At 41.2% G+C, this 23221-nt stretch carries 28 protein-coding genes; 10 read left to right on the top strand and 18 right to left on the bottom strand.

Annotation, left to right across the window (positions count from 1 at the left end; genetic code table 11):
* Positions 1–522: 522 nt before the first annotated feature.
* From BIV59_RS09685 to BIV59_RS09655, 7 genes are all read right to left on the bottom strand, one after another.
* A complete protein-coding gene (locus tag BIV59_RS09685; protein ID WP_071351279.1) occupies positions 523–1374 on the bottom strand; it encodes an alpha/beta fold hydrolase in 852 nt (283 codons plus the stop codon).
* A 224-nt stretch (positions 1375–1598) separates the two neighbouring features.
* A complete protein-coding gene (locus tag BIV59_RS09680) occupies positions 1599–1952 on the bottom strand; it encodes a DUF2178 domain-containing protein (protein ID WP_071351278.1) in 354 nt (117 codons plus the stop codon).
* The gene (locus BIV59_RS09675; protein WP_071351277.1) at positions 1942–2181 is read right to left on the bottom strand and encodes a helix-turn-helix transcriptional regulator; all 240 of its coding nucleotides are present in this window, start codon (positions 2179–2181) and stop codon (positions 1942–1944) included. Before BIV59_RS09675 ends, BIV59_RS09680 begins: the two co-directional genes overlap by 11 nt.
* A gap of 197 nt (positions 2182–2378) precedes the next feature.
* A complete protein-coding gene (locus tag BIV59_RS09670) occupies positions 2379–3179 on the bottom strand; it encodes a DUF92 domain-containing protein (protein ID WP_071351276.1) in 801 nt (266 codons plus the stop codon).
* On the bottom strand, positions 3169–3741 hold the full coding sequence (locus BIV59_RS09665; RefSeq protein WP_071351275.1) for a 5-formyltetrahydrofolate cyclo-ligase: 573 nt from the start codon (positions 3739–3741) through the stop codon (positions 3169–3171). Before BIV59_RS09665 ends, BIV59_RS09670 begins: the two co-directional genes overlap by 11 nt.
* A gap of 102 nt (positions 3742–3843) precedes the next feature.
* Positions 3844–3993 carry a 50S ribosomal protein L33 gene (gene rpmG, locus BIV59_RS09660; protein ID WP_071351274.1) on the bottom strand — a complete coding sequence of 50 codons (150 nt, stop codon included), beginning with the start codon at positions 3991–3993 and terminating at the stop codon, positions 3844–3846.
* Positions 3994–4375: 382 nt separating this feature from the next.
* Positions 4376–4969 (bottom strand): hypothetical protein, encoded by a 594-nt coding sequence (locus BIV59_RS09655; protein ID WP_071351273.1) that lies wholly within the window; start codon positions 4967–4969, stop codon positions 4376–4378.
* Positions 4970–5359: 390 nt separating this feature from the next.
* On the opposite strand from BIV59_RS09655, the gene BIV59_RS09650 reads away from it, so the two are divergent.
* Together BIV59_RS09650 and BIV59_RS09645 are read left to right on the top strand one after the other, a co-directional pair.
* Positions 5360–5749 carry a hypothetical protein gene (locus BIV59_RS09650; RefSeq protein ID WP_071351272.1) on the top strand — a complete coding sequence of 130 codons (390 nt, stop codon included), beginning with the start codon at positions 5360–5362 and terminating at the stop codon, positions 5747–5749.
* Positions 5742–6209, top strand: coding sequence for an endolytic transglycosylase MltG (locus BIV59_RS09645; protein ID WP_071351271.1), 468 nt, complete (start codon positions 5742–5744; stop codon positions 6207–6209). Before BIV59_RS09650 ends, BIV59_RS09645 begins: the two co-directional genes overlap by 8 nt.
* A gap of 98 nt (positions 6210–6307) precedes the next feature.
* On the opposite strand, the gene phoU is transcribed toward BIV59_RS09645, so the two are convergent.
* Both phoU and pstB read right to left on the bottom strand, forming a co-directional pair.
* The gene (gene phoU / locus BIV59_RS09640; protein WP_071351270.1) at positions 6308–6958 is read right to left on the bottom strand and encodes a phosphate signaling complex protein PhoU; all 651 of its coding nucleotides are present in this window, start codon (positions 6956–6958) and stop codon (positions 6308–6310) included.
* 24 nt (positions 6959–6982) lie between these two features.
* Complete coding sequence (gene pstB / locus BIV59_RS09635) at positions 6983–7795, bottom strand: phosphate ABC transporter ATP-binding protein PstB (RefSeq protein WP_139194343.1); 813 nt, start codon at positions 7793–7795, stop codon at positions 6983–6985.
* Positions 7796–8127: 332 nt separating this feature from the next.
* Between pstB and BIV59_RS24400 the strand changes: the two genes are divergently transcribed.
* A complete protein-coding gene (locus BIV59_RS24400; protein WP_481747424.1) occupies positions 8128–8352 on the top strand; it encodes a CDI toxin immunity protein in 225 nt (74 codons plus the stop codon).
* Between the two features lie 20 nt (positions 8353–8372).
* On the opposite strand, the gene BIV59_RS09630 is transcribed toward BIV59_RS24400, so the two are convergent.
* The 4 genes from BIV59_RS09630 to BIV59_RS09615 all read right to left on the bottom strand — a co-directional run bounded on the left by BIV59_RS09630 (position 8373) and on the right by BIV59_RS09615 (position 13682).
* Positions 8373–10553 (bottom strand): peptidoglycan D,D-transpeptidase FtsI family protein, encoded by a 2181-nt coding sequence (locus BIV59_RS09630; RefSeq protein ID WP_071351281.1) that lies wholly within the window; start codon positions 10551–10553, stop codon positions 8373–8375.
* 445 nt (positions 10554–10998) lie between these two features.
* Positions 10999–12222 (bottom strand): MFS transporter, encoded by a 1224-nt coding sequence (locus tag BIV59_RS09625; protein WP_071351268.1) that lies wholly within the window; start codon positions 12220–12222, stop codon positions 10999–11001.
* Between the two features lie 177 nt (positions 12223–12399).
* Positions 12400–13008 (bottom strand): superoxide dismutase, encoded by a 609-nt coding sequence (locus tag BIV59_RS09620; protein ID WP_071351267.1) that lies wholly within the window; start codon positions 13006–13008, stop codon positions 12400–12402.
* 188 nt (positions 13009–13196) lie between these two features.
* Complete coding sequence (locus tag BIV59_RS09615) at positions 13197–13682, bottom strand: DUF456 domain-containing protein (protein ID WP_071351280.1); 486 nt, start codon at positions 13680–13682, stop codon at positions 13197–13199.
* A gap of 240 nt (positions 13683–13922) precedes the next feature.
* Between BIV59_RS09615 and BIV59_RS09610 the strand changes: the two genes are divergently transcribed.
* The 3 genes from BIV59_RS09610 to ispG all read left to right on the top strand — a co-directional run bounded on the left by BIV59_RS09610 (position 13923) and on the right by ispG (position 16493).
* Positions 13923–14696 (top strand): DUF1189 domain-containing protein, encoded by a 774-nt coding sequence (locus BIV59_RS09610; RefSeq protein WP_071351266.1) that lies wholly within the window; start codon positions 13923–13925, stop codon positions 14694–14696.
* A 157-nt stretch (positions 14697–14853) separates the two neighbouring features.
* On the top strand, positions 14854–15201 hold the full coding sequence (locus BIV59_RS09605; RefSeq protein WP_071351265.1) for a LysM peptidoglycan-binding domain-containing protein: 348 nt from the start codon (positions 14854–14856) through the stop codon (positions 15199–15201).
* A gap of 170 nt (positions 15202–15371) precedes the next feature.
* The gene (gene ispG, locus BIV59_RS09600) at positions 15372–16493 is read left to right on the top strand and encodes a flavodoxin-dependent (E)-4-hydroxy-3-methylbut-2-enyl-diphosphate synthase (RefSeq protein ID WP_071351264.1); all 1122 of its coding nucleotides are present in this window, start codon (positions 15372–15374) and stop codon (positions 16491–16493) included.
* Between the two features lie 60 nt (positions 16494–16553).
* Here the strand turns inward: ispG and BIV59_RS24320 are convergent, their stop codons facing one another.
* On the bottom strand, positions 16554–17105 hold the full coding sequence (locus BIV59_RS24320; RefSeq protein WP_346417326.1) for a DUF308 domain-containing protein: 552 nt from the start codon (positions 17103–17105) through the stop codon (positions 16554–16556).
* 158 nt (positions 17106–17263) lie between these two features.
* Here BIV59_RS24320 and BIV59_RS09590 point away from each other — a divergent pair, with 158 nt between their 5' ends.
* Complete coding sequence (locus BIV59_RS09590; protein ID WP_071351262.1) at positions 17264–17848, top strand: 5' nucleotidase, NT5C type; 585 nt, start codon at positions 17264–17266, stop codon at positions 17846–17848.
* Between the two features lie 94 nt (positions 17849–17942).
* Here BIV59_RS09590 and BIV59_RS09585 read toward each other — a convergent pair whose 3' ends face one another.
* The 4 genes from BIV59_RS09585 to BIV59_RS09570 are packed head-to-tail and all read right to left on the bottom strand — an operon-like array spanning position 17943 to position 21399.
* Positions 17943–18230, bottom strand: a complete 288-nt coding sequence (locus BIV59_RS09585) for a putative quinol monooxygenase (RefSeq protein ID WP_071351261.1) — start codon at positions 18228–18230, stop codon at positions 17943–17945.
* 20 nt (positions 18231–18250) lie between these two features.
* Complete coding sequence (locus BIV59_RS09580) at positions 18251–19231, bottom strand: zinc-binding dehydrogenase (protein WP_071351260.1); 981 nt, start codon at positions 19229–19231, stop codon at positions 18251–18253.
* Between the two features lie 50 nt (positions 19232–19281).
* Positions 19282–19947: a type 1 glutamine amidotransferase domain-containing protein gene (locus tag BIV59_RS09575; protein ID WP_071351259.1), complete on the bottom strand. Its 666-nt coding sequence runs from the start codon at positions 19945–19947 to the stop codon at positions 19282–19284.
* A 21-nt stretch (positions 19948–19968) separates the two neighbouring features.
* On the bottom strand, positions 19969–21399 hold the full coding sequence (locus tag BIV59_RS09570) for an NAD-dependent succinate-semialdehyde dehydrogenase (RefSeq protein WP_071351258.1): 1431 nt from the start codon (positions 21397–21399) through the stop codon (positions 19969–19971).
* A gap of 144 nt (positions 21400–21543) precedes the next feature.
* Between BIV59_RS09570 and BIV59_RS09565 the strand changes: the two genes are divergently transcribed.
* From BIV59_RS09565 to BIV59_RS23925, 3 genes are all read left to right on the top strand, one after another.
* Entirely contained in the window at positions 21544–22386 is an 843-nt protein-coding gene (locus BIV59_RS09565) for a LysR family transcriptional regulator (RefSeq protein WP_071351257.1), read from the top strand.
* Positions 22387–22554: 168 nt separating this feature from the next.
* On the top strand, positions 22555–22890 hold the full coding sequence (locus BIV59_RS09560) for a hypothetical protein (RefSeq protein WP_071351256.1): 336 nt from the start codon (positions 22555–22557) through the stop codon (positions 22888–22890).
* Positions 22891–23002: 112 nt separating this feature from the next.
* The coding region (locus tag BIV59_RS23925) for a hypothetical protein (protein ID WP_205684387.1) at positions 23003–23221 on the top strand (219 nt) is incomplete at its 3' end.

The following is a 23221-nucleotide window of genomic DNA, read 5'->3' as shown; positions in this document are numbered from 1 at the left end:
TGAAAACCCAGGTAAATGAGTGAGCCTATGGCAATAATCTTTATTAATAAGTTCATGGCTATCCCTCCTTTTGTTAGTTTGCTGACAAAAGGAGAATTTATGAATATTCTTTTAAAAAAAATGGCTGTTTTCGTAAATTTTGTTGCTATCGAACAAGGGTTTCCGCTCCAGGATACTCGCTTTCCGTGAGGCGGGCGGTGAGCAGCCTCAGCTGCGCTTGCGGGGTCTCACCTTCCTGCCAATCCCACAGGAGTCTCGCATGTTACACTCCGATCAAACCGGTTTAACAACGGGATAGCCTCGCAGAACTCTTTAATTAAAATGATTCTTTAAAAAAAGAGCCAAAATAATTCACACCTAATACGTTTCATATCTCTTGCATGAGATCTAACCTTCCTTTGTATCATCAAATATTGTGAAATATACCACTAATAAATATCATAGGTTACACCACCGCATATAAAAAGATTCACCAATCATTTCAAACACGATGATTGGTGGCTTCTTAAAATGGATAATCATCTAAACCGTATTATTACTAAAAAAACGACTCGCAAGATGATTTATTTTGTCCGGTTGTTCAACTACAGTCCAATGCCCGCAATCCTGAATTTCTATTAGCTCTGCATGCGGGATATATTTTATCAGGAGATCCCTAATATGTGCGGGGGTAATCATGTCATGACTCCCTTGGGCAACAAGTACAGGAATATGATCTAACCGAAACAATTGCTCTGTTAAATTGTAATTGTTCCTCATATCATCACCCAATATATGGTTTACATTATGATTGATTTTTGTATTCAGCTTACGAATTAATGCATCCTTGGAAAATAAATAATATGGATCAAGCACCTTCACCATCGAATCCATTGTAATTAGACCTGTCTTCATCCCGATATTAATAAAAAATACCTTTAGTTTATCTATTGTCGATAATCGTTTTAGTAATTCTTTTTCAAAAGCGACGAGTCCTTCAGCATTTGCACCTATCGCAGCTGTCAGGAAAAGTTTATTTACTCTATTTGGATACGATGAGGCGTATAATAAGGCAAGCATTGAACCCCATGATTCACCAAAAACGTTAATTTTGTCAAACTCTAATTCCTTTCGTAATGCTTCTAATGCCTCAACTTCAGCCTTCATTGTGTATTTGTTACTATCCGCTGGGTAAGATTTACCGCACCCTCTCTGATCGTAAAGAATTAGCTGAAATTCCTTGGCTAGCGGGAGTACATGTGGCAGGAAAAAGCCATGCTCACTTCCAGGTCCACCGTGGAGAAAAACAATTGGATTGCCTTCACCGATAATTTTCACATGTAGTATAGTATCTAATACTTTTATTAACTGGGTTTGTTTATTATAACTACTCATAAATAGCCCCCGAAATATTACTAATATTAATTATCTATTGTTTAACGTTATAGGTGGTTAATATTTTCAACTTCGATATGAATCATCCCTCGAGTATTAGCCAAGCCATTTTGGGAAAACAACAATATAGCTGTTAATATTCCATAAACCGCACCCACCGCCACATAAGGACAGAAGATATTTACAATCATTCCCCAACCATTCCCAATCCCCGTGTTTAGTTCTTAGTTTAAAAAATCCTTTTTATATCGAACGGCAAGATATATACCTGAAGCAATGAATGCAAGGGAATATTTAAATAAAAGGAAGATTTGCCACATATACTCTTTAGGTAAAATCACGTCACATAAAATTACTCCACATAACATTATAAGGGCGCTATTTAAAGATATTTGCTTTGTTCTTTCATCAGCTTTACCCATTTTCTTTTGAAGTACGTATGTTAGAATCCCTCCGATGATAAGCAATATAAAACCGATACCAATGAGAATGTTCCAGTTTCCCGGAGATTGTTCAGCCCAAGATTTTAAAGGACAAAAAAGTGCATCAGGTATGTCTGATATAGACTTAATTTTCATTTTGATCATTTCCTTTCTCATAAGTAAAAATATCGTTTACATCAACATTAAAAAATTCGGCAATTCGAAAAGCTAATAGCAGAGTCGGAACATAATTTCCTTTTTCCATTACGAAGATGGTTTGCTTGGAAACCCCTACTTGCTCTGCCAATTCCTGCTGAGACATTCTGGCAAGTACACGATATTCATAAACTTTATTTGATATCGAATCACCAAAATCCTTCTTCATGACTATCACCTCTTGAATTAAACCATAATCTATATTTTTATAAAAGTAAAGTTTACTTATATAAAAACAATAAATATCTTTATATTTTATTTAATTACTTTTATTTAGTAAGAACCAGAATATAAAAAGAACCTGACGAATTTCCGTCAGGTTCACATATTAATAAGGTGTAATGCATTTCTTAATCTTAACAGATTTCAATTATATACCGTGATACGAGTGGTGATGATAAAAAGGCATAAAGCCGCAATCATGATAGATGCTGCATTAACCACATCATTATTCACCCAGGAAATCCCCTTATCTAGAATGGTCTTTTCACCGCAATGAAATGTTTTTTCCGTCCTGCCTCCGCATGTATGGCATATATACTCTGCCTGGACCGATCCTCCTAGCAAGGTATCTGCCAGGCATCCGATAAAGCCTGATAGAGCTGTCTTGAGCATCAGATCTATCGTCAGTTCTTTAAACAGCACCATTGAGAGTAAGGCAATAAAAAGAGACCCTGATATAGCTGCAATCGTTCCAGTCAAGGATACTGCACCGGAAGTTCCCCTTTCAGCCTTTTTAAATTTCAGCAGATGCCAGGGACGTTTTTTGCTTAATACGCCTATTTCTGAGGCCCATGTATCCGAATTGGCAGCTGCCAGACAAACGATAAACAGCAGCAAAAACATCTGTGACGGATGCAGCCAATACAATAAGGAAAAAACAGCCGATGCACCGCCATTCGCCAGGACCTGTACAGCGTCTCTCCTGCTTCCTTTTTCCGTAATTTTTTCTGCTTTTCGCTTTTTCTTAGCTTTAATTTTGGAAAGAAGGCTTGAGCTGACAAAAAAAGCCCCAAGCAAAAGCAGCCCGGGCAAATGAAATCCAAGCTCAACAGACATTCCGACAGCAAACGCTGCAATCATGCCTGACCTTGACAAGGCGGCAGCGGCGTAGGCTGCTATAGCTGCTGCTGCAATGCCGGCCATATATATAACATCAGTCAGCATGGCAGTCTATTTTTCCAGACGGGGTAACCAGCATATTGACTGGTATGTCATGTTTCTCTGCCGGGAGCTGTTCCCTGACCTGGAATTCGAAAGCAAGAGAAACTGAAAGACCTTTATAACCAATTAGAAAACGGTCATAATACCCGCCGCCGACGCCTAGTCGATTACCGGTTTTTGTAAAAGCCAGTCCCGGTACAATCAGCAGATTAATATCAGAAGGCTGAACGGCCCTGGTGCTTTCTACAGGTTCCTGGAGTCCAAAGTATACGGTCTCAAGCTGGGAGAAGGAGCTGATTTCTTTAAAGACCATGCTTTTAGTGTCAGGAATGCATTTAGGCACAGCCACCTTTTTGCCTTCCTGCCATGCCCTCTCAATGATTTTCTTTGTATCGATTTCAGGGTAAATGGAGATGGTTATCCCAATCGTCCCGGCACTTTTCCATTCATCCATTTCAAACAGGGCGTCTGCAATTTGGCCGGAAAGGATTTCATGCTCCAATCCGTCAAGCTGCGCAAGTCTGCTCCTTACTTCCTTCCGCAGATTAATCTTTTCTTCAAGCATATGTATTCACCCCAGTGTCCCTTTCTGTATCAGAAAAGGAAGATATCAAAATATTATATTATTTTTAGGTATAAAAAAAACAACAGGAAAAACTCCTGTTGCTTACTTTGTTTCACGGTGAGCTGTGCTGCGTTTTTCTCTTGGGCAGTACTTTTTAAGCTCAAGACGATCTGGATTGTTACGTTTATTTTTTTTAGAAATATAGTTACGGTCTCCACATTCAGTGCAAGCTAACGTAATATTCACGCGCATGTGTATTTCCCTCCAAACATATTGACTTTTTCACATAGGACTTTTCTATAATAGCACTATTCACTACTAAATGCTAGTCCGATTTTCGGGGAAATTTAAGAAAAAAAAGCGGAAGCGCCTTTACCAAGGATCAAAGACTAAGAACGCCGCGTCCTGCGGCAACGTCTTTGTGACCCCCATCCTGGGGGCCTAAGCAAATAGGGTTTTGGCCTTGGAAGGCGCTCTTTGCCTTCTGAGGACAAAACATCTTTTGCACAGCAAGCTAGGCTGGAGCTGGATTAGAAAAAGAGGAAGCGCCTGAATGTGAACAAAGACGCTGCTTCATGCCGCTGCGTCTTTGTATGTAAATCATCCTTCCGGGAAGTGCATCACCTGAGTCGTGCTACAGCGTTCTCAGAAGGCCTTCATTCAATCCCTGTGCTTCTTCCTTTGTCGGCGTATGGATAACCCATGCCATGGCTTCAGCGCATTCTCCAGGGCCTATTTCCGCTTCGAGAGAGAATATGCTGCTCACTTCTCCCTTTGCCAAAGGAGAATACGACAGAATTCCATCCTTAAGGGATTTGAAACACCCATTCTTATATAAGTTCCCTTTTCCCTGGATGCAGTACTGAGAGATTCCCTGCCCCTTTAACGTGCCGCCAAGCAACGAGATGGAGCCTTGGGACATATGCAGGATGGCGCGCTCTGGAGGGCTATAAAAGGCCACAGCCTGTCTCTCTAATATATTTTCATATTGGAATACAAATTTAGGATATTTGAAAGCCCTTCCATTATTCTTGATGGTGCATGTGACAAAAGATACTTGGCTTTTGGTAAAGGCTTGAATAAGTGTACGAACCTCTCCAGCATGATTTGTAAAAGAATCCTGCTCCGAATGCCAATCAAACGTGCCATCCATCCATACCCCTGCCTTCAAGCCCTTACGCGGACCCTCTTGAACTGCATGCGGTTTATATGCCGACATTGTATTCATAAATATCCTCCCTTTTTAGATGCTTCTCTTTTTATAAATGGCACATGGACGGCTGCTCTTCGTTTATACGTATTTTTAAAAATCGTGTATACCTTTTCTTCTACATTTTAACTATTCTTATCGTAGCATTGAATGGGCACATGGACAATAAACGCATTTTGTCGATATACGCCAGCCTTATCAGACAGGGCTAAAAGAGTAAAAAATAATTTCGTTGACTTTATTTACAGTCTGAATTTTCTGATAATATATTCGGTCAAGTATTTATTTTAGACAAATCTCTGTTTTGTTTTTAAAAACTCCCTATAAGATGCAGGAATTTCAACCAAATTTTTATAAAAATGTGTATAGTAGAAATATATGCAGAAATTTAGTTTTCGAGGTGAAATCATGGAATATACTATCATAGGACTTTTAGCACTTTCGATCATGTTTATTGTTTTATCCTTCTTTAAACGCGATCGCGTCTCGAAGCTTGAGGATGATCTTGAACAAATGACCCTGTCACATATGCAGGATATGTATGTATTGAAAAAGAAGATAAAAGTCCTGGAAGAGGAGCTTCTGCTCCAGGATCCGCCTGCAGCCACGCTGAAGCCCTCTGCTCCGGCAGCTTCTAAGCGCGGTTTGCCAATAAATGAAATCCTGAGAAACCAGGTTCTCTCACTCTTCCAGCAGGGACTTTCCCTAGAACAGATTGAAAGGCAGTCTGCCCTTTCCAGAGAAGACATCATGACTGTAATTGAGGAACAGGGATCGAGAGGTTACTTACATGAGTAGAATAGCTCTCAGGGCATTTGCAGCAGGAATCATCTTTGCATGTGCTGTCCTCTCTGGAGCTTATTACCTTTTTGATCAAAAGGGAGCAAGAGGGACCGGCATACAGGAGACAACGAAACTTCCTGATAAGAATGGCAATGCAGAAATGAGGAAACCGGATAAAAAGCAAGCAAGTTCTATAAAGCCCGTTTCTCCAGACAAAGGGAATGATACAAAAAAACAGGCTCATGACCCAATTCAGGAAAAATCCAGCCCCTCTTCCTACACGCTTAAAATCAAATCAGGCATGACGACAGAGGACATCTCTAACCTTTTAGCTGCAAATAAGATAATAAAAGACAAAAAGCAATTTGAAGACTATATGGAGAAAAATCATTTGAGCGGGCGCATCCAGATTGGCACCTATGTACTGACAAGCGTCATGCAGCTCTCACAGATCGCCAAAACAATTACAAACTAACCGGGGCAATTATCTGCGCCCGGTTTGTATGAATATGTAATCATATCAAAATGAATGAAAAAAGAAATCCCGGACAGTAAGCATCCGGGATTTCTTTTTTATTCATTCAAATCGAGATGGCGGCCGCGCACTAAATAATAAATATTTTCAGCAATATTCGTCGTATGATCTGCCGTTCTTTCCAGATAGCGGGCAACGAAAGAAAGCTGTGTGACCTGCTGCAGGTTTTCATTTGATAGCTGGAGCAGACTTTTAATACTTTCTCCGTACAAACGGTCCACTTCATCATCCATTAAGGCAATTTGCCGTGCCAAAACGATATCATCTTCTTCAAATGCCTTCATGGATAGCTCAATCATCTCAAGAGCTATGGAATGCATGTTTTTAAAGTGTGTAAGCGGCACAATAAAAGGTTTCTCGCCAATCCTGATGGCAGATTTTGCAATGTTCACTCCGAAGTCCGCAATTCTTTCAATATCAGAAGCAATCTTTATGGCAGCGACTATCCGGCGCAAGTCAATGGCAACCGGCTGCTGTTTCGCTATGAGCAGGATCGCAAAATCGTTGATTTCTTCTTCCAGCATATCTGCTCTCGTATCTTCTTCAATAATTTCAACTGCGAGTTCAAGATCTTGATTCTCGAGTGCCGCAAAAGATTTTGAAATGGCCAGTGATGCATATTCTGAAAGCTGTATCAATTTACTTTTAAGTTCTTTTAACTCCAGTTCAAATTTCTCGCGTACCACCATCTTAATTCACCCTTTCCTGCAGTATTATCCAAAACGGCCGGTAATGTAGTCTTCTGTACGCTGATCGGCTGGATTTGAAAAGATTGTATTTGTTTCTTTATATTCAATAACTTCTCCATTCAGGAAGAAAGCCGTTTTATCCGAAATCCTGGCGGCCTGCTGCATGTTATGGGTCACAATAATGATGCTGAACTGCTTCTTCAGTTCTTGCACCAATTCTTCCACCTTCAGTGTGGAAATTGGATCAAGTGCAGAAGTCGGCTCATCCATCAAGATTACATCAGGCTCAATAGCAAGACAGCGTGCAATGCAAAGACGCTGCTGCTGCCCCCCCGATAGACCATAGGCACTTTCATGGAGCCGGTCTTTGACTTCATCCCATAAAGCTGCTCCGCGCAGGCTCTTTTCAATAATTTCATTCAGCTCTTTTTTATTTTTGATTCCGTGAAGCTTCGGTCCATATGCGACATTTTCATAAATGGATTTAGGAAACGGATTAGGCTTTTGGAAAACCATGCCTACATGTGTGCGCAATTCCTCCACTGCATAAGATTTATCAAGGATATTTGTGCCCCTGTATTTAATTTCGCCAGATGTTTTCACACCCGGGACAAGTTCTATCATACGGTTAAGGGTTTTAATATACGTAGACTTTCCGCAGCCTGAAGGGCCGATAATGGCTGTAACCTCGTTTTGGTAAATATCCAGATTGATATTTTTCAGGGCATGATTTTCCCCATACCACAAGTTAAGCTGTGATGATTGGTAAACCAATGGCTGACTTGGCTGGGAATTAATGTGGCGGACTTCTTTTTCTATATTCGGCTGCTGCTTCATCACTGTAAGATTCACTAAGTATTCCTCCTTGTTTCGTATCAGGGAACAAGCATATATTATAAAGCGCCCATCCATGCACGGCACCTTGTACTTAAATTCGGGCAATCGCTAAAGTTTGTACTGACTAGTTGTTTTGTCCTGCATATTCAGATTAAACTCCTACTGTAAATGCGGTTTTAATCTTTTGTAAATTTTGCGTTAAGACCTGTAGGAGTATTGTAAAGTTCTTTATCGTTTTTCCGTATTTCCTGAAGCTATCCTACAAATAACTAATTTCCCTCCTCTTGCTTCAGAAATGATAGCCTCCCTGGCAGCATGAGATTTCTCTCAATGTGTATGTATTGTTCGGATATGGAGAATACCCCTCCATAAGCACCAATTTAAAAAGAGTTCTCGTCAATATTGATGAACTGAGCTGGATGGGCAGCGATTTATTCATCTTTTGTCCGGCTTCAAGGTATGCGGCAGAATACTTTCATAATGGAGACATTACAATCAGCTGTTATTGGCGTATCGGCTTATATCTTTACTTACAAAAAAGACCAAATCACAAATGATTTGGTCTTTTGCCGTGCTATTAATTTCCGGTTTTCTGGCTTTTTCTGATAGCAGCCTGCTCTTTTTTAATAGAAGGGCTGTTAGCGATGCGTTCGTCAGTCGCTGTATCAGTTTTCTTGCCTTGGGCCTTTTCACGTTCTTTTTTCAATTTAAAGTACGTATCAAGAACCTTTTCAGCAATTTCTTTATTCATTGTATGTCCGGTATGCCCCTGGTAAGCCCAAGGAACTACAGTAGCAAAAGCAACTTCCGGATGGTTGTATGGTGCATATCCTACCAGTGTGATATTCATGGTTTCCACTGGTTTAGAATACTTGGCACGGTCAGGGCCGTCATAGAAAGACTGGGCGGTACCAGTTTTTCCGGCAGGCTTATAGCTTTTGTGTGCAAAGAATGCGGCAGCTGTTCCTCCATTTTCCTGCATAACTCTTCTGAAGCCTTCATGTATCCTGTCAATCCAGCTGGATTTCATATCAATCCGGTTCATCACTGTTGGAACAATTTCCTTCACAACCGGTCCAAGTTGATCATTATTATTTACAGGGTCGTGAATCTCTTTGACGAGATGCGGCTTCATCCTGTTACCGCCATTTGCAATGGTGGAAACATACTGCGCCATTTGCATAGGCGTGTAGGTATCATACTGCCCGATAGCAAGGTCAAGCAATTTACCCGGTGTAGTTTCTGAGCCTTTAAAACCAACCATTTCATTTGGCAAATCGATGCCTGTGCGGACACCAAGGCCGAATTGCGCGAAAGAATCACGGATGGTTGAAAATGCTTTAGGATTAAGATCCAATGGTCCATTATACACATAATGTCCCCCGCCGATATTGATTGCTGTACGGAACATATAAACGTTCGATGAATGCTTTAAGGCGTCAAGATCATTCAGCCAGCCATAGTTATGGGAAGATCCCTTTGGCTTTGTTCCTTTGAATTTAAGCTTCGTATCATAGAAGGTTGTTCCCGGCTGGATGGCCCCTGTCTGGTATCCGGTCAGCACTGTTGCTCCCTTAACCGCAGATCCCATATTATAAGAGGTTGTAATATTTCCAAGTGCAAAATCCTCAACGGTATGTTTGCCGGTCTTTTTATCTTTTACATATCTTTTGCCTGCCATTGTCAGGATTTCCCCTGTATTCGGGTCCATGACGACCATGAAGGCACGGTCAAGAAGGGCTGTGTTTGGCATGCTTTTGTATTTCAGCAGCTCTTCTTCAATAATTTTCTCAGTGGCAAGCTGCAGGTCCATATCAATGGTCAGAACAAGGTCTTTACCCCGCTGCCCTTCTGTAATCACCTTAGAATCCACGATATTTCCTGATTTATCTGTTACGTTTTTCACTTTTGCCTTTTGTCCATGCAGGACATCTTCATATTCTTTTTCCAGATAGCTTTTTCCTACCCGGTCATTCCGGCTGTAATCACGTGCCAGGTAATAGTCGAGCTGCTCGCTGGGCAGACCCTCATCTGACGAAGAAACTTTTCCAAGCACTGTCTGCAGTGTTTTGTTATAAGGATAAGATCTGTCCCAGTCAGTTGTAATATTAACACCAGGCAGTGAACTAAGATTTTCGCTCACCTTGGCAAATTCGGCCTTTGTCACACCTTTATTTTTTACGGTTTGCGGTGTCAGCGCATAACCGCCGGTGAATTGCCTGAAAATTGCCAGCACCTTTAAATCATGTGGGCTGAAAGAGTTCAGCTCCTGTTCGGTAATTCTGTCCAACTGAAGCTTGTATAAATCTTTTTCTTCCAATTTCTTCTGCTCTACAAGCTTCCTGTCATGAGCTGTAATTTTCTTTTCTGCCAGCTTTGGATGCTTGAGAATCCAAAAATCTTTTTTATCACGCTCTGTAATTTTCTTTGGGCTCACAGTGATCAGCTTTGATAATTTTTCTGCGGTATCAAGCATCTCCTGCGGCTTAGTGGATTGATATCTTGTATAGGTAATTGCGTCAAGAGGCACGTTATCCACCATTACCTTTAAATTCCTGTCATACATCTTTCCGCGCGGGACCGGGTTATTAACCGTTACATCCTCTGTCCTTGCAATTTCACGGCGATAATCGTCTCCATAAACAATTTGGACAAAGCCCAATCGTAAAATCAAGATAGAAAACAACACAAACACGAAAAAGAAAAGAAAATTAAGCCGAAAAGGAACGTGCGTCTTTTTCTTTTTTCCTTTTTTCACTGAAGCTACACACCCTTTATCATTTCTCAAAAACACTCTAGTCCTCATTTTATAGAAGATTGCCCTTTTTTTCTACATTTGTGTTCTCTTTTTTTCAAAAAATCTATGATAATGTATGATGCCGTTTTTATAATAGAAAAAGGAATTCCTTAATTCAAAAAAGTTCCCTTTTAATAGGCACTATTTATATAGTCACTTAATATTGGCAAATATTTAATTTAGGCTCTGTTAAACTTATCTCTTGATTGGAGCGAAAGGGGCTTGCTTTCCGGGGGGCGGAAAGCAACACCTGTATCATAGCAACGAAGTTTACGAAAACAGTCTTATTTTTACTTAAATCTGTGCTGATTTTGATATCAACAGATAATTTTTTTAAAAAAATAAAGCGTTAAACGTCTATTATTTCGAAACCAGAACCAAAAAAAGGAGATTCATTCCATCTCCTTTAAGCGGCTTTCTCATCCAGATTTATTTTTCTTACAAACAGGTAAATACAGGTGTGTCCTATTCCCACAATCATCAGGAAGATGGGGAGGCTTTGAGAGGGATTAAAAAATGACACGGAGAAGATGAATCCGGCAATCGATATAATTCTGCCGGTATGTATAAACACTTCCCGGACTACAATATATTCAATCCTCATTTCTGCTGCATTCCATGATTGTCCAATTACATCATATGTCAATGAAACGTAAGGCACCAATAATATCGGATAGGCAAGTGCAATGGTCGCTGCGTACAAAAGAAGCTTTCCATAGGTTACATCAAATGTGATCAGAAACACGCCCGCATACAGCAGCAGGCCGCCAATCAATATGGCCTTTTTCCGCATGGGCTTCTTAATGAATCTGGACGCTATAAGGTAGGCCACGAAGGATACCGCTGCATTAAGCAGCCCGAAGTTTCCGATGGCCATTTCACTTCCTGTCTTGATAAAGACAAAAATGGAAATGACAAACATGAATGTACCTTCCCTCAATCCCTGAAAAATATGGGCATTGGTAATGAGTCTCCAGTTAACATTCTTTTTTCTTTCTTTCAATATGGCCGGGAAGAAATACTTGCCATGTGCAGGCCGTCTCTTGATGGAAAAGCTTAGAAAAACAGCAACCGAAAATAAAAAAAGTGATAACCCGAAAACGATGGGATATCCTGATGATTTTTCAAGTCTTGAAATAATGAATCCTGCCAAAATGGGTCCGACCATTCCGCCAAAAGAAGATAGAAGGCCCATAAAGCCATTAAAGAAATCCCTTGTCTCAGGCTCCGTGATTTCGAAAGTGAGCACATTAAAAGCCAGCCAGTAAAAACCGTAGCCGATCCCGAGAAGCCCTCCTAATACCATTAAGAAATCTGTCGCTCTCCCCCCGGCAAAGAGGACACTCAAGTAAAACATTGACAAAAAAATAACACCAAGCCTCAAAACGATAATGCGGTCGACCTTTTTGGCAAGCCTCCCTGCAAATATGAAGGTCAGAGGCTGAATAACAACCACCGATAGGTTATAAATACCGATATCCAGGAACTTACCCGATTGTTTCCACAGAAATATGTTCACAAATGTATTGGATAAACCGACACTGATGCTGTACAAACCGCCAATCAGCAAAAGAAACCGCAAATCCTTGTTGATTTCCATATCCCCAGTCCATTTTTTTAACATACTCATTGTTCTCTCTCCTTTATAATCTCTTCTAGTGTTTGAAAAAACAATGCCATTTATGTAATGGATGGAAAATGCCAGCGGTTTCCACAGAAAAAAGGCCATTTAAGCAAAAAAAAGCAGAAACCCCTTTTCGAGGGTTTCTGCTCTGGTTTCTGCTTTTTTAACAAGAAAATAATAAAATTATTTAGCTTGGCTGTAACGTTTTGAAACTTCATCCCAGTTTACTACATTCCAGAAAGAGTTGATGTATTCTGGACGGCGGTTCTGGTAGTTAAGGTAGTAAGCGTGCTCCCAAACATCAAGGCCAAGAATAGGCGTTTTGCCTTCCATGATTGGAGAGTCCTGGTTAGGAGTGCTTGTAATTTCAAGGCTGCCATTATTAACAGCAAGCCATGCCCAGCCAGATCCAAAGCGTGTTGTTGCAGCTTTAGCGAATTCTTCTTTAAAGCTGTCGAAGCTGCCGAATTTTGAAGTGATGGCATCAGCCAATTCGCCAGTAGGCTGTCCGCCGCCGTTTGGTGAAAGGATTTGCCAGAAGAATGAATGGTTAGCATGTCCGCCGCCATTGTTGCGTACTGCTGTACGTGCAGATTCTGGAACTGCATCAAGGTTTGCAATTACTTCTTCAACGCTTTTTCCTGAAAGCTCTTCATTTCCTTCAAGAGCTGCGTTTAAGTTTGTAACATAAGTATTGTGATGCTTAGTGTGGTGGATATTCATTGTTTCCTTGTCGATATGAGGCTCCAATGCGTCGTATGCGTACGGTAATTGTGGAAGTTCAAATGCCATAATAATTTCCTCCCTATGTAAATTAGTTTTTACAGGCCGAAGAGGCAATTGCCATTCTTTGGCTCGTTAATTTTAGATTATCAGAGTTCAACTCTTGTTTCAAACGTTATGCTTTGTAATTGCCAATTTTATATTCATTATTTTTATAAAAAAGGGGAAATTTTGCGGCAGCTGCGAGAATCGCCATGCTAATGCAGCACAACAATCAGAAAATAGCCGATCATCCCAAGCTGGATGACTGCTTTCGTTATTACGCTGCTGATAAAGCCGACGACTGATCCCAGCCCTATTTTCATGGCCGTTTTAAAATCCCTTCGATGAAAAAGGATTTCTGACAAGGCAGCACCGATAAAGGGGCCAACCAGAATCCCTGCAAAAGGAATGACAAATGGGCCAATAATCAGTCCAAGGGTGCTTCCCCAAATTCCGGCCTTTGAGCCGCCGTACTTCTTTACTCCAAACATATTGGCGGCATAATCTGCAGTAAACAGCAGGATCACGAATAAAATCTGAATTGTCCAAAACACCCAGTTGAATGGCTCGAAGGAATAAAAAACCCCATATAACAATATTCCGCCAATAATAAACAAGACACTTGGGATTACAGGGAAAACCAGCCCAATAAATGCGATAATAAATAATAGGATGATGACGCTCCAATAAATGGCCTCCACAGATTTTCCTCCTTTCAAAATTAAATCGTTCCTTCCTGCTATAAGAATTCCCTTTAACATGAAAAAAAAACACTGCCAAAAGTCCCTGTATGACACCCAGGCACTGAATTCGGATTTAAATGCCCCACATTCCGGGAAATCCTGATAAAGGTTGTTTTCTTCGCCAGGGATAGATAAAATAAAATAGATATTTCCGCAGAAACCGATAATTACCATAAAAATCTAAAGGGTGCTGAACCGATGAATATTTTCAAACAACTAATTACCAGCCTATATTCCCCGAAGGATATTGCCACTTTCCGGAATCAGGGCTTCGGCAAAACCATTTTATATGTGTTTATGCTCATGCTCCTCACAATCATTCCAACATCCATCTATTTCGGCAGCTTCATTACACATGCCTTTCAATCCGTCGAACAGGCTGTGGCAAATGAAATGCCTTCTTTTCAAATAAAGAACGGCGAACTAAGCGTTAAAGGAAAGCAGCCGCTAGTTTTAGATCAAGATACATTCCAAATTTACCTGGATGACTCAGGCAAACTTTCTCCTGATGATGTAAGCAGCCAGTCGAACGGCGCAATTGCCCTGCTTCAACATGATTTCGTAATAGTGGCGGGCGGCGAGACGCAAACGACTCCCTACAGCGTTTTAAGCAGCACGCCCATTACTAAGGATGATCTTGCCAATGTACTGAAATCTGCCGACTCTATTCTGCCAATTGCCATAGCCATCCTTGTGCTATTGATGTATATCTTCGCACTTGTGACAGCATTTATTAAAATTTCCATCCTTGCCCTCATCGGGATTGCCATTAAAGGCTCTCTCGGCAGAAACCTTTCATACCGCCATACATGGAAATTGGCAGCCTACAGCATCACACTTCCGGCCATTTTCTTTACAATCATGGAAGCGTTCCAGACTGCAGTTCCATTTAGCACGCTTGTCAGCTGGTTTACAGCGCTGATTATCCTTTACCTGTCCATTAAGGAAGTAAGGTCTTACGAAGAAATATAGGAAGTTCGCAGGAAGCAGATAACTCTGCTTCCTTTTTTTTGCGGTCAAAAGAAGCGTGACAAATTCGGCACTCTCAAAAAAAAGTGCCGAATTCCTGGCATATATTAATATCCCCCGCCATATATATAGAATAAGCCAAGCCCAGGGGGATGTTTTTATGAAGAGATTAGCCGCTTTTATTGTAGTTATATTTATTGCATTCATTATTTATTTCGACCTGACAACCGGAACAATCCCCGCTGACGCAGGTGCCAGAGGGCCGGCAGAAGCTGCAGCAGGTGCCGTCTATACCGGCGGAGCAGCAGAAAAAGCGGAAACAAGTACAATCCCCTTTGTGGAATCAGTCATCAAACCCGGAGATACCCTTCTTTCGCTTCTCGAGCAAAACCAAACTAAATCGTATTCCATTGAAACGGCAATTGCAGACTTTCAAAAACTGAATAATGGAATAAAACCAGAAAGCATTCAAATCGGGAAAACCTATAAAATTCCCGTTTATAAATAAGGCTGCGCTTTCAGGGAAAATTATAGAGGAGAAAACCACGAGATTTTAACAATATAGGGTAAAAACTATTCATTTCCTTGTCAATTACCCTTTAAAATTGATACAATATTTCTGTGATCTAAAAGGATCATGAAAGAAAATCGGTTTTTTCCTAAAGGAGAGAATTCCACGTGAGTGAAATTATACATCGCACCAAAACACGCCCCATTAAAGTTGGAAACTTGACAATTGGCGGCAGCAATGAAGTAATCGTCCAAAGCATGACAACAACAAAAACGCATGATGTGGAAGCTACTGTTGCTGAAATTCTGCGTCTCGAAGAAGCAGGCTGCCAAATCGTACGTGTTGCATGTCCCGATGAAAGGGCAGCAAATGCCATTTCCGAAATAAAAAAACGGATTAACATTCCGCTTGTAGTGGATATTCATTTTGACTATAAACTGGCATTAAAGGCTATTGAAGGCGGAGCAGATAAAATCCGCATCAATCCAGGCAATATCGGCCGCCGCGAAAAGGTTGAGGCGGTTGTCAGAGCTGCCAAGGCAAAAGGGATCCCTATCCGTATTGGCGTAAACGCCGGATCTCTGGAAAAGAAAATCATCGAGAAATACGGTTTCCCGACTGCGGACGGCATGGTTGAAAGTGCCCTGCATCACATCAAGATTCTTGAGGACCTGGATTTTCATGATATTATCGTCTCCATGAAAGCATCCGATGTTACCCTGGCCATTGAAGCATATGAAAAAGCAGCCAAAGCTTTTGACTACCCGCTTCACCTTGGGATCACAGAATCCGGAACTCTGTTCTCAGGCACCGTTAAAAGCGCTGCCGGCCTTGGAGCCATCCTCAGCAAGGGAATCGGAAATACCGTGCGCGTCTCCCTGAGCGCCGATCCTGTTGAAGAGGTCAAAGTCGCACGCGAAATTCTGAAATCATATGGTCTGGCTTCCAATATGGCCACATTGATTTCCTGCCCGACATGCGGCAGGATCGAGATTGACTTAATCAGCATCGCCAATGAAGTTGAAGAATACATTCAAACCATTAAAGCGCCGATCAAGGTTTCTGTTTTAGGCTGTGCCGTAAACGGTCCTGGAGAAGCAAGAGAAGCTGATATTGGAATCGCCGGAGCACGCGGTGAAGGACTGCTGTTCAGAAAAGGCCAAATCGTCCGCAAGGTTCCTGAAGAAACAATGGTAGAAGAACTTAAAAAAGAAATCGATAAAGTGGCAGAAGAATACTTTGCCAAGCAGGCAGCAGAAGCAGCTGCCGCCCCTGCTCCTACAGTATAAACAGAAATGACATACAAAAAAGAGCTTGGTTCCAATCGGAGCCAAGCTCTTTTTGTATGTCTAGAAAAACGGCATGATAAAAATGCCGATGATGATGGAAAGTGCCCCGATGCCAATTGACCAGGCTCCAAGACTGAGCGCACCTTTTCTTTGGGCAATGAACCCCAGGATGATTCCTGCTGCCCCAAACAGAATCGGCATGGTAAACAGCGAGAGAATGGACAAAACCAAGGCAGCAATTCCAATGCCTGTGCCCGCTGTTACACTGTCGCTGTCTGTATCCTCAACAGGCACTCCAGCATCAATTTGTCTCCTGAAGGGAGTTGGAGGAGCGATCTCAGCAGCTGTTTCCTCTTTATAAATATCTGAAGCTTCAGCATCTCCGTAAATAGCCGCAGAAGGTGTGATTTCATCCGAGGTTTCCTCATTATACCTAATAGAGGCTCCACGGTCTCCTTCTAGGGAATCTGCCTTAGAGGCGCTGGCATCTCCATAAACAGCCGCTGCAGTTTCTCCGTTATCATTACATTCCTCGGGCTTATGCTTTGGTTTAATCATCATTTCATCATCCACACTTGAATAGCGGTCATCATCCATTTCTGCATCCCTCACTTTCAAAATAGGAGCCTTTTTAGTGTATGTAAAACTCAAAAAAACACGTAAGAAAGAATTTGCGCAGGATGGATAATTTATCCGTTTAACGGATTTTTTTTAAACAACTTTTATATGGTACACTTAAAAATGGATTCTTAATTAGGAGCTGTACCTTTATGAAAAAACGTTTTGGCATTGATATTGATGGAACTGTCACAAGGCCGGATGCTATGGTTCCATTTATTAATAAGGCTTTTGGGATGAACTTGGCATATGAAGATATAACAGAGTATGATTTAACACCCTTTGTTCATGTTCCAGCAGAAGATTTCTCAAAGTGGTTCATGGAAAATGAGCCGCTCATATATGCAGAATCACCGATTGCAGAAGGGGCCAAGAAGGCTCTTGGCGAGTGGATGCATTCTGCAGATCTTTATTTTATCAGCGCACGTCATAGCAAATTGCTGCAGATTACAAAAGAGTGGTTCAAAGCCCAGGGTCTCGGCTATCATCATATAGAACTGATCGGTTCTCATGATAAAGTTGAAACGGCCAAAAGATGCAAAGTGGATTTATTTTTGGAAGATAAACACGATAATGCTGTTGCCATTTCGGAACAATGCAATATTCCGGTGATTTTATTCGATACACCTTATAACAGGCTCCCAGTCCCGGATTCTGTCATCCGGGTACATACATGGCTTGAAGCTGAACAATGGGTGAAAAATTGGCTGAAGGATGTCCGTTCTAAAGAGGAATAAATGAAGAAGTGCAGGATATTATTGGCGGAGAGGTTCGGCACAATGATCAGACTGCATGCAAAAGTGCCCTGCAACGTAATTGCAGGGCATTCTTTTATACAACTTTTAGCCGATGAACACTGCGGCTTTCAATCAGCTGTTCTGCTTGCTGCCGATATGCCTTATAGTGATCGGACTCCATATGTTCCTTTAGAGATGCTTCATCTTGCCAGACTTCATAAAATACAAATATGCCCTGTTCATCTAGGGATTTATGCAGCTGGTAATTTATACATCCGCTTTCCTTGCGTGTAGGCGGAACAACTTCCTGCAAGACCTCAAATAACTGATTTTCACACTCAGGCTTTGATTTTAAAATAGCTGTAATTACAATATTCCCCATCTTATTCACTCCATCCTATTTTACACAAGCTTGGCCACGATTTTTCCTTTAACATGGCGTTCAGAAATGTCCGCAAGTGCCTGTGGAACATCTTCTAATGAAATCGTTCTTTCAAGCAGGGAAGATACTTTTCCTTGGGCAACCAGCTGTAAGAGTTCATCTCCTATTTTTGCGAGATCTTTTTCAGCTGTTATATCGTTCTGGTGATGATTCGCATTTAATGCGACCTCGTGATAGGAAATCACTTTTGTGAATGATTTAATATGTGTGTAATCAGGTTCTCCTGCAATATGGGCCAGGTGTCCTCCGTATGCAATAAGATCCAGGGAACGTGTTGCGCTCTCGCGGCTCACTGTATCAAGAACCGCATCAACTCCTCGCCCATTGGTGATGTCCATAACTTTCGCTTTAACATCTTCATTTTTATAGTCAATAACATAATCTGCTCCAAGGGATCTTACATAATCATGATTGTGTACAGATGCAGTAGAAATAACTGTCTTTCCTGCATTTTTTGCCAATTGAACACCGAAGCCGCCGACTCCTCCTGCTCCGCCTTGAATCAAAATGGTATGAATATGCTCCATCGGAAGCTTCCGGAACAATGCCTGGTATGCCGTATAGCCAGCGGTTGGAAGGGCGGCAGCATCTTCAAACGAAACAGAGTCAGGAATACGTGAAATTGTATGAGCAGTCGTCATTCCGTACTCGGCAAAGCCGCCTCTTTTTCTAAAATCACTGTGGTACACCACACGATCTCCAATTTTCCAGGCCGTTACACCTTCCCCCACCTCTTCGATCGTTCCAGCGACATCTAAGCCCAAGATATGCGGATACGTCCAGGCAGGATTTCCGCTTGTCGCTGTTTTATAATCAACAGGGTTCAGTCCGGCGGCATGTACCTTCACTAATACTTCTCCTTCTTTGGGAGCTGGTATTTTGATTTCTTCCACTTTCATTTCACGCCACAAATTTTTATCTTTAAGCAGCAATGCCTTCATGCAGCATATCTCCCATCCATAGCAGCGCTCTTTATACTGCTTCGTTCATCTTAGTTTTTTAATTGTTTTACTACTTCTTCTGCTACTGAAACAGTAGACTGCGGGTTTTGACCTGTAATTAATTTGCCATCCGTTTGGACATGGTCTGTCCAGTTATCTTTGACAATTACATTTGCTCCAAGTTCACGGAGGCGAGTTTCCAATAAGAATGGCATAAAACGGTCTAGGGTTGTCTCACGCTCTTCTTCATCCGTGAATGCAGTGATGGTTTTACCCTCAACAAGCGGTGTTCCATCTGTTAATTTCACTCCTACTAATCCAGCAGGCCCATGGCAGACAGCCGCCACTATTTTATTATCTTCAAAAGCTTCACGAACAAGCTGGTGAAGTTTTGCATGATCTGGAAGATCAAACATCGTGCCATGTCCACCCGGGATAAAGACAGCATCATATGCTTGGGCATCTTTTATTTCTTCAAGCCTGATTGTGTTTTCGAGGTACTTAGCTGTATCCAGAATTTCCTGCGGCACTTCATCCTCAAGACTTCTGTCATCAACAGGTGCTTTACCGCCTTTAGGGCTTGCTACTGTAATTTCGTATCCTTGCTTCGCGAATTCCAAATAAGCTTCTCCAAATTCAGATAGCCATAAACCTGTTTCATGCTCCTCGTTCATTTTGTCTGCAGTTGTTACGATTATTAAAATATGTTTCGTCATTTTTTATTCCCCCCTGGTTTATTATTTGATAGAACCCAATGATATATATTTGTCTTCAAGAAAGTCTTCAATGCCCTGTTTTCCGCCTTCACGCCCTATGCCGCTTTCCTTAAATCCCCCGAATGGAGCTTGAGCAGCAGATGGCAATCCATCATTTAAACCGATGACTCCATACTCTAATCTCTCTACAATATATAAGGCTTCATTAATATCCTGGGAAAAAACATAGGCCGCTAATCCATATGGAGTATTATTAGCACGTTCAATCGCTTCATCTAATGTTTTAAAGGTTGATACTGGTGCAACCGGGCCGAATGTTTCTTCGTTCATACACAGCATGTCATCGGATGCATTTGCCAAAACAGTCGGCTGATAAAAAAATCCTTTTTCTTCCAGGATAGAGGAGCCGCCTGTGAGAACCTTTCCGCCTTTTTGTATAGCATCCTTCACATGTTCTTCTATTTTTGCCACTGACTTTTGATTAATGAGCGGGCCGACTGACACGTCACTCTCTAATCCATTGCCATATTTGAGATCGGCTGTCTGTTCGGTAAATTTGGCAATGAATTCTTCAGCTGCATCTTCTTGAACAAGGAAACGGTTAGCTGCCACACAGGCTTGCCCGCCGTTCCTGAATTTGGACTGGATGGCTCCTTGAACAGCTGCATCGATATCTGCCTTATTTGTCACGATAAACGGCGCCTGTCCGCCAAGCTCTAATGATAGTTTTTTCATCGTATCTGCTGCATTCTTCATTAAAAGCTTTCCGACAGGAGTAGAGCCGGTAAATGTTATTTTGCGCACTCTGGCATCCTTTTGCCAAACTTCTGCGATTTCCTTTGCATCACCAGTCAGGACATTTATTACACCTTTTGGAATCCCCGCCCGCTCAGCCAGTTCAGCTAATTTAAGTGCAGTAAATGGCGTTTCCTCTGACGGTTTAAGTACGACTGTGCATCCAGCTGCCAATGCAGGTGCCAATTTCCTGGTCACCATCGCGGCCGGGAAATTCCATGGAGTGATCGCCGCAACCACACCTACCGGAACTTTTTGCACGAAAAGTCTCTTTTCAGTTGATGAAGCTGGAATAAGTTCCCCGTATAATCGCTTGGCTTCCTCTGCATACCATTCAACATATTGGTTTGCATAATTGATCTCGCCAGCCGCTTCAGTCAAGGGTTTTCCCTGTTCCATGGTCATTATCCTGGACAGAATTTCTTTATTCTCTTCTATTAAATCATGCCATTGCTTCAGTAACCTGCTGCGTTCATAAGCATGAGCGGAAGACCAAAGGACTAACGCATCTGCGGCAGCATCAACAGCTTGTTCCGCTTCCCTCGCACCTGATTTTGGAACAACCCCCAATATTTCTTTTGTAGCGGGATTTTGAATAGCAATCGTTTCCTTCGTTTCAAACCAAATCCCATTTACTACATTTTTTTCAATAAACATACGTTTCACTCCTTTATATGTCTTAACTAGCCTGCTAAGCCGCAGTGTTTGTTTTAAGGATAACTATACGTTATCATCTAAATAGAAAACGCGGTACTTCCACTATGTTTGACGGATATAACATAATGTTATGAGGGATTCAGAATGCGAATAGAATGGCTGGAGGCTTTTCAAATAACAGCCCAGACCAAAAGCTTAACTAAAGCAAGTGAAACGTTAAACATGACACAGCCTGCTTTAAGTAAACAAATAAGAAATCTTGAAAATGATCTTGGAGCAAAACTTTTCACCCGATCAAGTGCAGGTGTTTCACTAACCAAAGCCGGTGAGCATCTTCTTTCCGCGAGCAAGGAGATTATTAAGGAGATTAACGCTGTTAAAAAAGCCATTGCTGTTGATCAGGGGTTATCGGGAATTACAATAGGAGCCTGGCCAAGCATTGCCACTTCCTTTCTTCCTAAAAAACTTGCCTGTACCCAGCGCTCTGATTATCATCTGAAAATTTCACACAGCTACGTGGATCTATTAGAAGGGTTAAATGAAGACAAATTGGATGTTGCATTGTTTGACGAACAAGGCATCAGCCACCCCTACTACTCAACTACTGTCTTTTCTGAAAGCTTTATGCTTTTTGTCAATAAAAGTCATCCTGCATTCGGAAACGCTGAGTCCGTTGTGTTTCATGAGATAAAAGATGAGGAATTTGTAATGCTTCTGGAAACCTGTGATGCCAGAACATTAATTGAGCATGCATTTTCAAAACGGGGTGCACAGCTGCATATTGCTTCAGAAATTGAATTTGGGCAAAGCATACTCGGTTTTATTGAGGCTAACATCGGAATTTCCATCTTGCCTGAAATCTTTATAAACGGACTTTCCCCTAATATTAATGCTATTCCAATCAGCGACTTTGACATCAAGCGCACCGTATCACTCATAGCCAAAGATGAACATGTTGGAAAAAAGGTTTTGGCGATGCTCAAGTAGATTTTTCATGGGAGAATAATAAATATGAACGTAAAAGATCCTTTTACTTAAAAGGGTCTTTTTGTTTTGGGGTACACCTAGTGGAATATAGACTTTTGCTCTTTAGAGGGATTTAATGGAAATTAGCAGAATTAATAGATTGCACATCAAAAAAGCGAGGGCCGTTTTATGAAACACAAGACGAAGGTAATTGTGGCGGTGTTACTTTATTTAATCTGGGTTATAGGGACTATGGTGCCCGTTACGTTCATTGATGATGAGTATATTCTCTATCACCAGGGGCCAGATTATTCCGATTATTCATTTACAATTCTAAAAGTAGGTTTAATAATAATACCGTTATTTTTTGGCCACTCCAAAACGAAAGTACTTCATTCAAATGCTTCTATGTATGGGTTTTACAGCTTTCTTTCTAGCTATTTGGATTTTACTGAAAGGTTTTCATCCAATTTTTATGTAGCTGCTCATTCTAAGCTATTGAAAAGGTCAATAGCTTCTTTTTGAATTGGCCATCATACCCAAGGGCAATAACAAGCAGTATTCTTTTCATTAATAAATTATTAATCTCTGGACTGAATGCCTCATTTCAAACTATTTTTAGAAAAGAGGTATTAACATGAAATTTAAATCAAAGCATATTTGGGTTAGTATACTTTTTATTGTTTGGATTGCAGGATGTATAATTCCGATTTTAACTGCTGCAAACTATTATGAATTTGAGAAGAAGGAAGAAACCTCCTTTATTTGGTTAATCACCGGATTTTTTGTTATTCCTTTTTTTTATATGTATACCCCAAATCAGAAATATACCTCTATTGTAATTACATCCCTTGTT

Origin of the sequence: Bacillus sp. MUM 13 (assembly GCF_001866725.1) — a bacterium.
In the GTDB taxonomy this organism is placed as follows: Bacteria; Bacillota; Bacilli; order Bacillales; family DSM-1321; genus Peribacillus.
This window is presented reverse-complemented; position numbering and strand designations above follow the sequence as displayed.